This window comes from Polynucleobacter sp. VK25, assembly GCF_018687355.1.
Classification (GTDB): Bacteria; Pseudomonadota; Gammaproteobacteria; order Burkholderiales; family Burkholderiaceae; genus Polynucleobacter.
Genome location: NZ_CP061288.1, coordinates 1,533,019 through 1,546,794, shown reverse-complemented (window position 1 = coordinate 1,546,794; position 13,776 = coordinate 1,533,019). Strand labels below are relative to the sequence as shown.

General features: G+C 45.5%; 13 protein-coding genes. 11 read left to right on the top strand and 2 right to left on the bottom strand.

Annotated elements, in window-relative coordinates; all coding sequences use genetic code 11:
* Window positions 1-2 precede the first annotated feature (2 nt).
* Window positions 3-764: an SDR family oxidoreductase gene (locus tag AOC21_RS07775; RefSeq protein ID WP_215391431.1), complete on the bottom strand. Its 762-nt coding sequence runs from the start codon at window positions 762-764 to the stop codon at window positions 3-5.
* Between the two features lie 116 nt (window positions 765-880).
* Between AOC21_RS07775 and AOC21_RS07770 the strand changes: the two genes are divergently transcribed.
* Genes AOC21_RS07770 through AOC21_RS07760 form a run of 3 tightly spaced genes read left to right on the top strand, consistent with a single transcriptional unit; the run spans window position 881 to window position 3,959 of the window.
* The gene (locus tag AOC21_RS07770) at window positions 881-2,182 is read left to right on the top strand and encodes a TAXI family TRAP transporter solute-binding subunit (protein ID WP_215391430.1); all 1,302 of its coding nucleotides are present in this window, start codon (window positions 881-883) and stop codon (window positions 2,180-2,182) included.
* Window positions 2,183-2,191: 9 nt separating this feature from the next.
* On the top strand, window positions 2,192-3,157 hold the full coding sequence (locus AOC21_RS07765; RefSeq protein WP_215391429.1) for a tripartite tricarboxylate transporter substrate binding protein: 966 nt from the start codon (window positions 2,192-2,194) through the stop codon (window positions 3,155-3,157).
* Window positions 3,158-3,203: 46 nt separating this feature from the next.
* The gene (locus tag AOC21_RS07760) at window positions 3,204-3,959 is read left to right on the top strand and encodes a 2OG-Fe dioxygenase family protein (RefSeq protein ID WP_215391428.1); all 756 of its coding nucleotides are present in this window, start codon (window positions 3,204-3,206) and stop codon (window positions 3,957-3,959) included.
* Between the two features lie 11 nt (window positions 3,960-3,970).
* On the opposite strand, the gene AOC21_RS07755 is transcribed toward AOC21_RS07760, so the two are convergent.
* On the bottom strand, window positions 3,971-4,954 hold the full coding sequence (locus tag AOC21_RS07755) for a tripartite tricarboxylate transporter substrate binding protein (protein WP_215391427.1): 984 nt from the start codon (window positions 4,952-4,954) through the stop codon (window positions 3,971-3,973).
* Between the two features lie 85 nt (window positions 4,955-5,039).
* Here AOC21_RS07755 and AOC21_RS07750 point away from each other — a divergent pair, with 85 nt between their 5' ends.
* The 8 genes from AOC21_RS07750 to ccoG all read left to right on the top strand — a co-directional run bounded on the left by AOC21_RS07750 (window position 5,040) and on the right by ccoG (window position 13,756).
* Window positions 5,040-6,281 carry an MFS transporter gene (locus tag AOC21_RS07750; protein ID WP_215391426.1) on the top strand — a complete coding sequence of 414 codons (1,242 nt, stop codon included), beginning with the start codon at window positions 5,040-5,042 and terminating at the stop codon, window positions 6,279-6,281.
* Complete coding sequence (locus tag AOC21_RS07745; protein ID WP_251371485.1) at window positions 6,282-8,723, top strand: heavy metal translocating P-type ATPase; 2,442 nt, start codon at window positions 6,282-6,284, stop codon at window positions 8,721-8,723. It abuts the gene before it with no gap.
* Window positions 8,724-8,732: 9 nt separating this feature from the next.
* A complete protein-coding gene (gene ccoS, locus AOC21_RS07740) occupies window positions 8,733-8,888 on the top strand; it encodes a cbb3-type cytochrome oxidase assembly protein CcoS (protein ID WP_215391425.1) in 156 nt (51 codons plus the stop codon).
* A 190-nt stretch (window positions 8,889-9,078) separates the two neighbouring features.
* Entirely contained in the window at window positions 9,079-10,521 is a 1,443-nt protein-coding gene (ccoN, locus tag AOC21_RS07735) for a cytochrome-c oxidase, cbb3-type subunit I (RefSeq protein WP_215391424.1), read from the top strand.
* 10 nt (window positions 10,522-10,531) lie between these two features.
* Window positions 10,532-11,179 (top strand): cytochrome-c oxidase, cbb3-type subunit II, encoded by a 648-nt coding sequence (gene ccoO, locus AOC21_RS07730; RefSeq protein ID WP_215391423.1) that lies wholly within the window; start codon window positions 10,532-10,534, stop codon window positions 11,177-11,179.
* A 19-nt stretch (window positions 11,180-11,198) separates the two neighbouring features.
* Window positions 11,199-11,366, top strand: coding sequence for a CcoQ/FixQ family Cbb3-type cytochrome c oxidase assembly chaperone (locus tag AOC21_RS07725; protein ID WP_216862047.1), 168 nt, complete (start codon window positions 11,199-11,201; stop codon window positions 11,364-11,366).
* Complete coding sequence (gene ccoP / locus AOC21_RS07720; protein WP_215391422.1) at window positions 11,363-12,286, top strand: cytochrome-c oxidase, cbb3-type subunit III; 924 nt, start codon at window positions 11,363-11,365, stop codon at window positions 12,284-12,286. Before AOC21_RS07725 ends, ccoP begins: the two co-directional genes overlap by 4 nt.
* Before the next feature lie 12 nt (window positions 12,287-12,298).
* Window positions 12,299-13,756: a cytochrome c oxidase accessory protein CcoG gene (gene ccoG, locus AOC21_RS07715; protein WP_215391421.1), complete on the top strand. Its 1,458-nt coding sequence runs from the start codon at window positions 12,299-12,301 to the stop codon at window positions 13,754-13,756.
* The last annotated feature ends 20 nt before the right edge of the window (window positions 13,757-13,776 follow it).

Here is a 13,776-nt window from a genome sequence, read left to right as displayed (position 1 = left end):
CCTTACCCTCTGCCAACAAATGGCATATTGGTTGCCATAATCGTCATCGAAAGAATATTGCTTTCTAGTGGAAGTTGCGCCATGTGTAATACAGCTTCCCCTACGTGATCAACATCCATGCGTGGCTCTACTTTGATGGATTGATCGGCCTGCATAATTCCGGCAGCCATGCGCTCAGTCATTTCTGTGGCGGCATTACCGATATCGATTTGACCGCACGCAATATTGAATGGTCGCCCATCTAGGGCAATCGTTTTTGTCAGACCGCTAATGGCGTGTTTTGTAGCGGTATAGGGAGCTGACATTGGGCGTGGGGCATGCGCTGAGATTGATCCGTTATTGATAATTCTGCCGCCTTGTGGAGATTGCGCTTTCATCATGCGGATTGCTTCTTGCGAACACAGAAACGCACCGCAGAGATTGGCGTTCACCACGTTCATCCACTGTTCGTAACTCAGGTCTTCCATGGGGATAGCAGGAGCGCCCATACCAGCGTTGTTAAAAAGCACGTCAATGCGGCCAAACTGCTTCTGAAGTGCCTCAAATAGTTTTTTGACCTCATCCGGTTTACCAACATCACAGGAAACTGCAAGGCAGTTATTTGGAGTGCCGCCTATGTCAGAGATAGCTTTCTCCAGCTTATCCAAATTGCGCCCAGTGAGGACGACTTGATAGCCCCCCTTAAGAAGGGCTTTAGCTGCGGCTTTTCCGATGCCAGTTCCCGCACCTGTAACTAGGGCAACCTTGGTTTTTGCTAAATTCATAATGGTCTTTAAGGCTTCTAAAAAGCCCCATCTTATCGTGATTTATCTGTTTGGTTTTGAAAGCTTTTCCTAATGCCATGCTCGGGGCATAATGCAAAAAAACAATAGAGACTTTAATGAAATTCATCAAAAGACAAATTTACAACCCAGTAGCTTTGCTAGCAGCATTCTTTATGCTGTTAATCATCCTTTTTGGCGTGTTGTGGGTTTTGGTGCCTCCGCCACCAAAGTCAATAGAAATGGCCACTGGTTTTCCTACCGGACTTTACTACCAGTTTGGCGAGCGCCTCAAGGCGGAGTTAGCCAAAGAGGGTGTAGATCTCAATGTGCGTTCCACTGGCGGCACTCTAGATAATCTTGCGCTTTTAAATAATCCCCAGTCTGGCGTTGGTTTTGCAATGGTGCAAGGTGGTGTTGCCAATTTGGATGAGTATCCAAAATTAGTATCAGTTGCCGGCATGTTTTATGAGCCGATTTGGGTTTGGTATCGCCCGGGTGCATTTAAAAATGAAGGTAGTCAGCTAACTATATTGAGTCAACTCAAAGGCAAGCGAGTTTCGATAGGTAATGAAGGAAGCGGTACCTTAGTGCTTGCCAAAGATTTGTTGCAGGCAAGTGGTATTACTGAAAAAGAGATTGGCGCCGAGAGATTAAAGCCTGACGATGCTATTGAAAAATTAAGCAATGGTGATCTAGACGCGGTATTTGTGGTTGCGGCTGCAGAGGCCCCTATTTTGAGAAAGTTCTACTCTATTCCAGGCATTCGTTTAATGAACTTTGATCAGGCGGATGCTTATACCCGCAATCTCACCTACCTTTCCAAGGTTACCGTTCCTCGAGGCTTATTAAGTATTGTGCATGATCAGCCGCGGCAAGACATTCAAGTAATGGCTGCAACAGCCACTTTGGTTGCTAATGAGAACGTGAGCCCTGCTCTTGTATCTCTATTACTGAGCGCCTCGTATGATATTTTGAAATCGTATTCACGCTTACAAAAAGTTGGCGAGTTTCCTTCTAGTGCCGGATTAGATTTCCCATTGCATGTAGATGCGGAAATTTATTTAAAAGATGGGCCTTCTTTCTTGCATCGTCATTTACCATTTTGGACGGCGGTATGGGCAGGTCGCTTTGTGAAGATTGTGATTCCGTTGTTGGTGATTCTGATTCCATTGTTTACATACATCCCATCTGCTAAGAATTTCTTTTTGCGTTTGAAATTGGCTCAGGTGTATGAAGAGCTGAAGGTGATTGAAAGAAATGCCCAAAATCCTGCCTTAAAAGAAAAGAACTTTAAAGAATTGGCTGATATTGAAAGGCGAGTGGGTAACATTAAGGTATCCATGCTGGATGCCAAAGAGCTATATGATCTTAAGGGGCATGTGGGTGAAGTGCGCATGCGCTTAAGTTTGGTTCACTAGGGAGACGCAATGTATAAAAAAATTCATAAGCTATTTTTGATGTTGGGGGCTATCTTATCCCTAGGCGTCCAAGCGCAAGGTTATCCTATCAAGCCAATATCGATGGTGGTTCCTCAGACGGCGGGAGGTACTAATGACATTGTTGCGCGTTTAATTGCGCCTGCATTTGGAGAATCGATTGGTGCCTCTATTGTGGTTGAGAATAGGCCTGGTGCTGGAGGCAATATTGGTACACAAAGTGTTGCTCGTTCAGCAAAAGATGGTTACACCCTATTACTCACTATTAATAGTGCCCAGGCCATTAATCCTTCCTTATATAAAAATCCTGGCTTTGATCCTATAAATGATTTTGTGCCTTTGTATTACATTGGTGCCACTCCTTATGTATTGGTTTCTCCACCAAGCTCACCATATAAAACGCTGGCAGATGTGGTTGCGGCAGCTAAGAAGAAGCCCGGTGAATTGTCTTACGCCTCAGCTGGCAATGGCACCATTAGTCACTTGTTAGGCGCTATGCTAAATGCGAGTGCTGGTATTGAGATGCAGCATATCCCCTATAAGGGTGTAGCCCCAGCTATCAATGATGTCTTGGGAGGACAGGTTCCTTTGGCGTTTGCCAGTTTGCCATCCGCCTTAAATTACATCAAAGCCGGCAAGCTTCAAGCTATAGCTATTAGTTCTGCAAAGAGATCAAGCGCCGCTCCTGAAATCCCGACTATTGCTGAAACTTACCCTGATTGTGTGGGTGAGGTCTGGGTAGCAATCTTTGCGCCTACTGGTGTTAGTCCAGATGTAGTGAAGAAGGTGCAGGCAGCAATGGATAAGACGATGGCTAAAGCTGAAGTGCGTGAAAAGTTGACCGCACAGGGCTTGGATCTTGCCCCTGTTCCTGCTGCTAAGCTGAGCTCTCTACTAAAAGACGAGTTGGTAAAGTGGGCGAAGATCGTGAAGGCATCTGGCGCACAGTTGGATTAACGCAGTTGAATAAACCAAGTTCCGTCGCTTGACCTAAAATAGATCCATGACGATTGCTGGCCTTGCGCCTCCGCTGACCCCTCTTAAGCAAATTGATCAAGCTTTGCGAAATGATGGCTTTGCCATTGTTTCGGCTGAGACTGTCGCCGAGTTTAGTCATATTGCGCTATCTAAGCTTCAGGGCCTCACTCAGTTTTGGGAAAATTTGCCGCGCGACCCGTATTTAAAAGATGGTGGTCGCTATCGTTTTCGGCGTCATGCCAGCTATCAAATTGAGGGCGATGATCTTGCCTTAGTTCCACATCGTGCACATTGGCAATCACTTGATTACAACGCGCTGCATGGTGGTATTGAGCGTTGGTTTGAGCCTATTCAGGCCGAGCTATTAAGTAATCCTGCTTGGCAATCCGTATTGCTCGGATTGGCCCATATCCTCAATGGTCTAAAACCTGTAAAAACGTGGTTTGTAGAGGCCCATCAGTTTCGAATAGATACCACTGATGGGATTGGGCGACCAACGCCTGAAGGTGCACATCGTGATGGCGTTGATTTTGTGGCCGTCTTCTTGTTGGATCGCTCTGGCATTAAAGGTGGCGAGACCAGAATATTTGATGCTACTGGTTCTGCAGGCTTACGCTTTACGCTAACGCAGTCCTGGTCTTTATTATTGATGAATGATCAACGCATGATTCATGAATCTACACCGATTCAGCCTTTAGCGAATTATGGCTATCGAGATACCTTGGTCCTTACTTACCGCTCCAACGGTTTTCAGGACTCACCTAAGCATAGCCAGCAATAAGCAGCTCAGGCTTACTCTGGCTCCATGCCTGCTTCTTTGATAGCCTTTGCCCACTTCGCAGTTTCTAATTTAATTTTTTGTCCAAGTGCCTCTGGTGTACCTGGTTGTGTTTCAAAACCGTTTGCAGAAAGTCGCTCAACAAGATCTTTTGATTTAGCTGCATTGTTGATTGCTTGATTAAGTTTGAGAACGGCATCTTTTGGCATGCCTGCTGGACCAAACGCTGCAAAGAAAGCAATCAGCTCATAGCCTTTAGTGCCTAATGCTTCATTCACAGTGGGTAGTTCAGGAATCACTGGCGAGCGCTTTAATGAGGTAACAGCTAGTCCTCGGATCTTTCCTGCTTGCACCTGCGGTAAGGAGACTCCAAAGTCAGATGTGAACATATTGACTTGACCACCTATTAAATCAGTCATTGCATTAGGCCCACTCTTGTAAGACACCCCAGTCATTTTGATGTCAGCAAAGCTCGCTAACATTTCTGACGAAACACGTTGTGACGTACTCGCATAAGCAAAAGTAACTTTTCCTGGATTGGCTTTAGCTAGCGATACAAATCCATTGAGTGACTTAACAGGCACATCATTATTGACAGCAACAATGAGCGGGGCTGACCCAAAGTAACCAATGGGAGTAAAAGCAGTATCTTGGTTATAGGGCAAATTTTTGACTAAGCTTTTCAGGGCAGCATTAGTACTATTGGTGCCGATAAGAATTGTGTAGCCATCTGCAGGAGCCTTAGCCACAAAATCTGCACCAATGAGGCCATTTGCGCCAGGTCGATTTTCAATAACTACCGGCTGTCCTAATGTTTCAGACATTTTTGCTGCAAAAGCGCGGCCGATCTGGTCGGTAGTGCTTCCTGGTGCAAATGGAACAATCGCTTTAATAGGTTTGGAGGGGTAACTATCTGCAAATGCTAGGGGGCTTGCAAGGCCAATAAGGGTGCTGACCCCGATCTGCAATAAGTAGACTCTCAAAGATTTAGTTTTCATGCTGTCTCCATGGTGTTTTCAATAGTGTAGCGGGTCTCTTTCCTTCTGGGCGAGTAGAATGAGTTCACGTTTCTACTGACTATTTATGCGCTTTCGTTCAGCTGGTTATACCCCTCTTATGCTCATGGCACAAACCTGTGCTTTATTAGGCTTTGCGTGTTATGCCGTTGTATTAACGACTTTACAAGCAGAGTGGCATCTCAGCAATTTGCAGTCAGGTTTAATTGCCAGTGCCTTCTTCTTTGGCTATATGCTTGCTGTACCTTTGGCTACCGCATTAACTGACCGTGTTGATGCTCGTAAGGTCTATTTAATAGGTGGCCTCACTGCCACTTGCGGTCTTTTGGGTATGGGCTTATTGGCTTATAACTTTTGGACTGCACTCCTATTTATGGCTCTGAATGGTGCGGGTCTTGCCGGTACTTACATGCCCGGTCTCAAGATTTTGTCAGATCGCATTCAATCTGGAGAGTTAACGCGCCATATTGCGTTTTACACCGCCTTCTTCGGCATTGGCACTGGATTTTCGTATCTTTGTTCAGGTTGGATTTTGAGTGCGCTTGGTTGGCAGTATGTATTTGGCCTGATTGCCTTGGGCCCATTGAGCGCCTTTCTGATTGTCTTGTTATTGATTCCAGCCTTGCAACATGAGAAGTGGAAAGGATCTATCAATATTCGCTTGCACGATATTTTCCCGGTAGATAAGTGGAAATTGGTTTTGCAGGATAAGAATGCTTCAGGATTTATTTTTGGTTATACCGCGCATACCTTAGAGCTGTTTGCCTCTAGAAGTTGGATCGTTGCTTTCTTTGCTTTTTGTACGATTGCTTCTGGCGAAGAATTTTTTCTGGCAGCCACGACTTTAGCTGGGGTAATTAATTTCTTTGGTGTGCCCGCATCTATATTAGGAAATGAAATTGCTCTAAAAGTAGGGCGCCAAAAATGGGTGTGTATTGTGATGCTGACTAGTGCTGTATTGGGTATTGCATTTGCTTTCTCAACGGGCCATTCTTGGTGGTTAATTGTTGCTTTAGCAATTGGGCATGCTATTTTCATCATGGCAGACTCTTCAACGCTCACAGCTGGCTTAGTGATTAGCGCACAAGAAAATATCAAAGGTGCGGCGATGGGCTTGCACTCTTTAATGGGTTTTGGTGGTGGCTTATTGGGCCCCGCCATTTTTGGTTTTGTATTGGATATTTCGGGCTCCCAAACTTCGCAAGTTGCCTGGGTATGGGCTTATGCTGCCGTAGTGGTATGGGGGGTGTTGTTTGTTATTTACGAGCGTCGCAGAGGTTGGGGCAGTAAAGCGTCTGTGAGTCATTAGATGAATCAGATTAATCAGAGGCATTCTTTGACTTGCTATCACTGCGCAAGCCAGATTCTTCCGGGTGAGTTAATCGAAGCAGAGTTAGGTGGCGAGCCCCACACATTTTGCTGCCCTGGTTGCATGGCCATTGCGCAAACAATTCATGGTGAAGGCTTGGAAGTGTTTTATGCCAGACGTTCACAGTCTGGTGACAAGCCTGCGGCTTATCTTGCTAGCAATGAAATTCCTGAAAAGCTGAAGCCTTATGATGATCCATCCTTAAGAGCTCGCTTTACTCGTTTGTATGGTGAAGCAGGCGATCTTGAGACAACACTGCGCTTAGAGAAAATTCGCTGTGCCGCCTGTGTTTGGTTATGTGAGCAACACTTGCGTCGTAATGCCGGCGTTCAAGATGTACAAATTAATTACGTCACACAAAAAGTGATGGTACGTTTTTCCCCGGACAAAACAAGTCTAGCAAGATTGCTTTTTGAGATTGAGCGCATTGGATACGAGGCCTGGCCATTTGAGCCTTCTCAATCCTTAGATAGAGCAAAAAAAGAAAGACGCAGCCTGCTTCTACGTCTTGGAGTGGCAATGCTGAGCATGATGCAAGTCATGATGTATGCATGGCCAACTTATGTTGGTGCTGACATCACTCCTGAGTTTGAGATTCTTTTAGGCTGGACTAGTTGGGGCTTGACTGTGCCAGTGATGGTGTACTCAGCAGGACCAATATTTCAGGCGGCTTGGCGTAGCCTTCAATCGTTCAAACAGACTCACATGTTGGGTATGGATGTGCCGATTGCTTTAGCCTTGGCCTTAGCATTTATAGCGGGCACAATTAATTTAATTACTGGCGCAGGCCAGAGTTATTTTGATTCCATCACCATGTTTGTCGCGTTCATTTTGGCCGCAAGATATGTAGAGTTATTAGCAAGGCAAGATGCGCAAGGTGGGGCGGAAGCTTTAGCAAAACAATTGCCTGCAACTTGCGAGCGCGCATTGAATTACCCTGTATCACAGGAGATTGAGCTTGTTCCAGTGGTTAATTGCAATCCTGGTGAAGTACTACGCGTTTCTCCTGGTGAAGTGGTGCCAGCTGATGGCGTATTAATTGAGAATGCCAGCTCTCTAGATGAATCTTTGTTGACTGGTGAATCCAAGCCTGTTGAGAAAAAAGTTGGGGATCTTGTGTATGCAGGTACACATAACATTCTTAATCCATTTTTCATGAGAATTGAGGCGGTAGGACAATCAACTCGCATTGCAGGAATTGCCTCTCTGTTAGATCAAGCATTGCTTGCCAAACCAGTGATGGTGAGTCTCGCAGAAAAATGGACAGCGTATTTTGTCGCTTTCTTATTATTGGGCGCACTTGTTTCTTCGGCGATTTGGTTGTTCTTTGACCCTAGCCGTTCCTGGACTGTTTTGGTTTCTGTTCTGGTCGCCAGTTGTCCTTGTGCATTGTCTCTAGCAGTTCCTACTGCAATGGCGGCTGCCCAAGGTGCTGTTACTAAATTAGGTCTACTGATCGTGCGTGGCCACGTGATGGAGGGCTTGGCAAAGTCAACCGACTTAGTGCTTGATAAAACAGGCACTTTAACGATGGGCCAACCTGAGTTGCAAGAAATTATTAATTTACGTACAGACTATCGTCGCGAAGATGCTTTAGCTCTTGCTACAGCTTTGGAGGCAGGGCAAAAGCATCCGCTTGCACTTTCTTTAATGCGTGCTGCCGAAGTTGAGAATATTTCTTTGCTTTCATTGAATGAGCCAGTCATTAATCACTTAGGCAAAGGTTTAAGTTCAGGCGACTATCGACTGGGTAGCGCTCTGTGGATAGGTGTAGAGCAGGGTACTCAGCTGGGGCAATACGGCCAAGTACATTTAGCGGATGCACAAGGGTTAATAGCCAGCTTTATTTTTTTAGATACTCCGAGACCAGGGTTAGAGCAGTTTTTAAAAGCAGTGAAGGCAAGAAACATTGCTCTACATTTAGTTTCTGGCGATGATCATGCCACGGTTTCCTGGTGGGCTAATCATGTTGGCATTGATCACTATCAAGGCGGATGTGCGCCTGAAGATAAATATGACTACATTGAACGTTTGCAAAAAGCAGACTGTTTTGTCTGGGCCATTGGGGATGGTGTGAACGATGCTCCCTTACTTGCACGTGCAGATATTTCCATTGCCGTTGGCGCGGGCGCGCCATTGGCAGCAGCAGGGGCTGACGCAATTCTGACGGCAGTCTCACTAGAGCCTCTAGCCAAAACTTTACGCTTGGCAGATAAGACTCGGACCATCATTAAAGAAAATTTATGGTGGGCCTTGGCATATAACGTGTTGGCCATTCCTGCTGCAATGATGGGTTTGGTTAACCCATGGGTTGCTGGCATTGGGATGTCACTTTCTTCGTTGGCAGTGACTTTAAATGCCTGGCGTTTGCGAAAAGCTTAGACTGTAGGGATGGAAAGCCTATTTCTCCTCATCCCCTTATCGCTAGTTCTGGTTGGTCTCTTGGTCTGGATTTTGCGTTGGTCCATTAAAAGTGGGCAATTTGATGATTTAGATGGTCCAGGACATGCCATTTTGATGGATGATGACACGCCAGAGTCTAAATAAGTTAGTAATCACTATCTTATATATCTATATAAAACAATGACTTAATAATTCTTAATCCTGTCTTTTGGGGTCAGCCTGAATATGACCCACCCTTTTTGATATAGATCAAAACCCCTCCGTAACCTTACTTTGATAATCAATCCAGTCTATTTGGATTATGTCGTTGTTTGGCCACAAAAAAGGAGAAACCATGGGACTTACCGTGGGGAGTAATCAAGATACCTTCAATTACAAGGTTGTCAGCCAATTTGCCATCGTTACTGTGCTTTGGGGGATTGTTGGCATGCTCGTGGGGGTTATCCTCGCAGCCCAGCTCATCTGGCCTGAAATCACTTTTAATATTCCTTGGTTGAGCTACGGGCGTTTGCGTCCACTGCACACTAACGCGGTGATTTTTGCCTTTGGGGGCTCTGCACTATTCGCAACGTCCTATTACATCGTGCAACGCACATGTCAGGTACGACTCTTTTGTGACAAGTTGGCGGCGTTTACCTTCTGGGGTTGGCAGGCAGTGATTGTTTCCGCTGCCATCACTTTGCCATTGGGAATCACCACTTCTAAAGAATACGCTGAACTCGAATGGCCAATTGATTTGTTAATCACAGTCGTTTGGGTTGCTTATGCAGTGGTGTTCTTCGGTACCGTGATTAAGCGCAAAACAAAACATATTTATGTTTCTAACTGGTTCTTCGGCGCATACATTTTGACGATTGCCGTCTTGCATATTGTTAACAATATGGAAATGCCAGCAAGCCTCTTCAAGTCTTACTCGGCCTATTCTGGTGCACAAGATGCAATGATTCAGTGGTGGTACGGACACAATGCAGTGGGCTTCTTCTTGACAACCAGCTTCTTAGGCATGATGTACTACTTCATTCCAAAGCAGGCTGAGCGCCCAATTTACTCATATCGCTTATCTATCGTTCACTTCTGGGCTTTGAACTTTACTTATATGTGGGCAGGTCCTCACCACTTACAACACACTTCATTGCCAGACTGGACCCAGTCCTTGGGAATGGTTTTCTCATTAATCCTGTTGGCGCCATCATGGGGCGGCATGATCAACGGCATTATGACTTTGTCAGGTGCTTGGTATAAATTACGTCGTGATCCAATCTTGAAATTCTTGGTAGTTGCATTGTCGTTCTACGGTATGTCTACCTTCGAAGGTTCGATGATGTCTATCAAGACAGTGAACAGCTTGTCTCACTACACTGACTGGACCATCGGTCACGTTCACTCTGGCGCTTTAGGCTGGGTTGCCATGATTACTATTGGCTCCTTGTACTACCTCATTCCACGCTTAGTTGGTCAAAGAGATATGTACAGCACGAAGTTAATCGAATTTCATTTCTGGATTGCAACAATCGGAGTGGTGATTTACATCGCTGCAATGTGGATTGCTGGGGTAATGCAAGGTTTGATGTGGAGAGCATTTGAGCCGGATGGAACTTTGACCTATAGCTTTGTTGAATCCGTTAAAGCAACTTACCCCTTCTATGTTATTCGTTTGATAGGCGGCCTATGCTACTTGAGTGGCATGTTTGTAATGGCTTACAACGTCTATAAAACAGTGATCGGTAAAAAATTCATTGACGCTGCCATTCCACAAGCGTCTGTAGCAGCTCATTAAGGATAAGAACATGTCAGAACAACGTCGATTTTTCTCCCACGAAACGCTTGAGCGTAATGTTGGTTGGTTGATCATCGCTACCATTGCGGCAATCTCGATTGCGGGCTTGGTGCAGATCGTGCCTTTGTTTTTCCAACACTCAACCACTGAGCCAAGCCCAGGTGTTGAGCCGTATTCGGCTTTGCGTTTAGCCGGTCGCGATATCTATCAACGCGAAGGTTGTATGGGCTGCCATTCACAGCAGATTCGTACCCTGCGTTCGGAAGTAGAACGCTACGGTCCTTATTCTTTGGCTGGAGAATCAGTATTTGATCATCCATTCTTATGGGGTAGTAAGCGTACTGGTCCAGATTTAGCTAGGGTAGGTGGTCGCTATTCAGATGATTGGCATCGTATTCACTTGCGCAATCCGCGCGATGTAGTGCCTGAGTCTAATATGCCAGCGTATCCATATTTGCAAACACCAGCTGCTGCAGACACCATCTCCTCACATATGACTGCAATGCGTCGCTTGGGTGTTCCATACACTGATGAGCAAATCGCAAATGCACCTAAAGAGTTAGAGGGCAAAACTGAAGAGGATGCATTAATCGCTTACCTCCAAGGTCTTGGCGTCAATCGTAGATACATCATTGTGGATGAGGTGGTTGCTAAGTAATCCTTAGCGACAGAGAACTATGCAAAATATTGCCCCTTATCTCTCAGCAATTTCTACCGTGCTTGGCTTGGTATTTTTTATTGGAATCGTTTGGTGGGCTTGGTCTGCAAAAAGACAGCCTGCCAATCAAGAGTCCGCCGAACTTCCGTTCGATCTTCCCGATGAATTCAGTAAGGATAAATCATGAGTGACTTTCTTGGTGCTGGTTGGAGCGCCTATATCGCCTTAGTAACATTGGTCGGTATTTTTTGGTGCATCTGGCTATTATTTTCTCAACGCAAGACCAAGGTAACCCTAAAGCCGGATGGTCAGGTGGACGATACCGGTCATGTATGGGATGGTGATCTACGTGAGTTGAACAATCCATTGCCTCGTTGGTGGATGTGGATGTTCTTGCTCTCATGCATCTTTGCTTTGGTTTATTTGGTTCTCTATCCAGGGCTTGGTTCCTATCCTGGTGTTTTGGGATACAGCACAGACGGCGCCTTGATGAATTCAATGACTACCGCTAATGATGAGCTCAAGCCTGTTTATGCTAAGTACGTCAAGATGGATATTGAGCAAGTCGCAGCCGATCCAAAGGCGCGCGAAATGGGGCAACGCCTCTTCTTGAATTCCTGTGCACAGTGTCATGGTTCTGACGCTGGTGGTGCTAAAGGCTTCCCAAATCTGACTGATGGCGACTGGCTCTATGGCGGTTCACCAGAAAATATCAAAGCTTCTATCGTTAATGGTCGTGGCGGAGTAATGCCTCCATTCCCACAATTAGATAGTAAGCAAATTGTGGATGTTGCTAACTATGTTCGTAGCCTTTCTGGCTTACCAAATGATGAGCAAAAATCAGCTCGTGGAGCAGAAGTTTTTAATGCAAACTGCGTAGCCTGTCACGGCCCTGATGGTAAAGGCAATATTGCCTTAGGTGCACCGAATTTGACGGATAAGACTTGGTTATATGGCAGTTCAGAAGCAACTATTGTCGAGACGGTTACCAAAGGTCGTATGGCAATGATGCCCGCTCAAGACAAAGTGTTGAGTCCAGAGAAAATTCAGTTGTTAACTGCCTATGTTTGGGGTTTATCTAACAATAAACCTGCAGCAGCAAAGTAAGCAAAGTAATTAGTGTCAAATAATTCGCCGGGTGGGAAACCAGTTCCGATAGAAGTTATTGAGGAGTCTCTTTACGAGGTCCGGCGAAAGATTTACCCGCGTTCAGTATCAGGACTCTTTGCTCGTTGGCGCTTTATATTGGTTTTTGCAACACAACTATTGTTTTATGGTTTGCCATGGTTGAGTTGGAATGATCGTCAAGCCGTTCTCTTTGATCTAGTGCAGCGTAAGTTCTATATTTTTGGCTTAGTACTTTGGCCACAAGATGTAATCTATCTCACGCTCTTGCTCATCCTATCTGCCTTAGCCTTATTTCTCTTTACAGCAGTCGCTGGACGTTTATTTTGCGGTTATGCCTGTCCACAAACGGTTTATACCGAGATCTTTATGTGGATCGAGCGTAAGGTCGAGGGTGACCGCTTTGCGCGCATTCGTTTAGATGGTGAGGAGTGGCCTTGGGGTTTTCGCAAATGGCGCTTAAAGATCACTAAACATTTCCTTTGGCTATTAATTGCTTTCTGGACGGGCTTCACATTTATTGGTTATTTCACCCCAATAGAAACATTAGGTGCATCACTACTCCACCTTTCTCTCGGGCCATGGCAAACATTCTGGCTATGCTTTTATAGCTTCGCGACTTGGGGTAATGCTGGTTTCATGCGCGAACAGGTTTGTAAGTACATGTGTCCATATGCGCGTTTCCAAAGCGTGATGGTGGATAAAGATACCTTCTTGGTGACATATGACAAAGTGCGTGGTGAGCCAAGGGGTAGTCGCAGTAAGTCAGCTGACCACAGCTCCTTGGGATTAGGCGATTGTGTTGATTGCAGTATTTGCGTGCAGGTTTGCCCAACGGGTATCGATATTCGTGATGGCCTGCAATATATGTGTATAGGTTGCGGCGCTTGTATTGATGCCTGCAATCAGGTGATGGAGAAGGTCAACTATCCCAAGGGCTTAATTCGCTATACAACCGAGCGTGCCATTGAGGACAAGGAATCCAATCAAAGTGCAATTCGTCATATTTTGCGACCACGGGTATTGATTTATACCGCTTTTATCACGGTTCTTACGTCGGCATTTTTGATTTCTCTAGCAACACGCAACCCATTAAGAGTTGATGTGATGCGCGACCGCGGGGCATTGGCTCGTGAAGTAGAGGGCGTCCGTATCGAGAATATTTATCGCATCCAGATCATGAATGCCTCTGAACATCCAATGAAAGTGCGAGTAAAGGCGACTGGCCTGGATGATTTAAAGATTCTCAACTCTCAGGGTGGAGAAATTCAAGAGATTGATGTTGCACCTGCAAGCAATCAGTTGTTCCCAATTAAGGTCAGTACTACTATTGGTCAAAGCGAGTCTGGAAATTACCCAATTCACTTTGACGTGGTTGCCCAAGAAATATCTGGCAATCAGACAGTCATTCGAACTCGCGATGAAAAATCAACTTTTATAATTCCCCGTTAAGTGATAGCAATGAAGAGGAT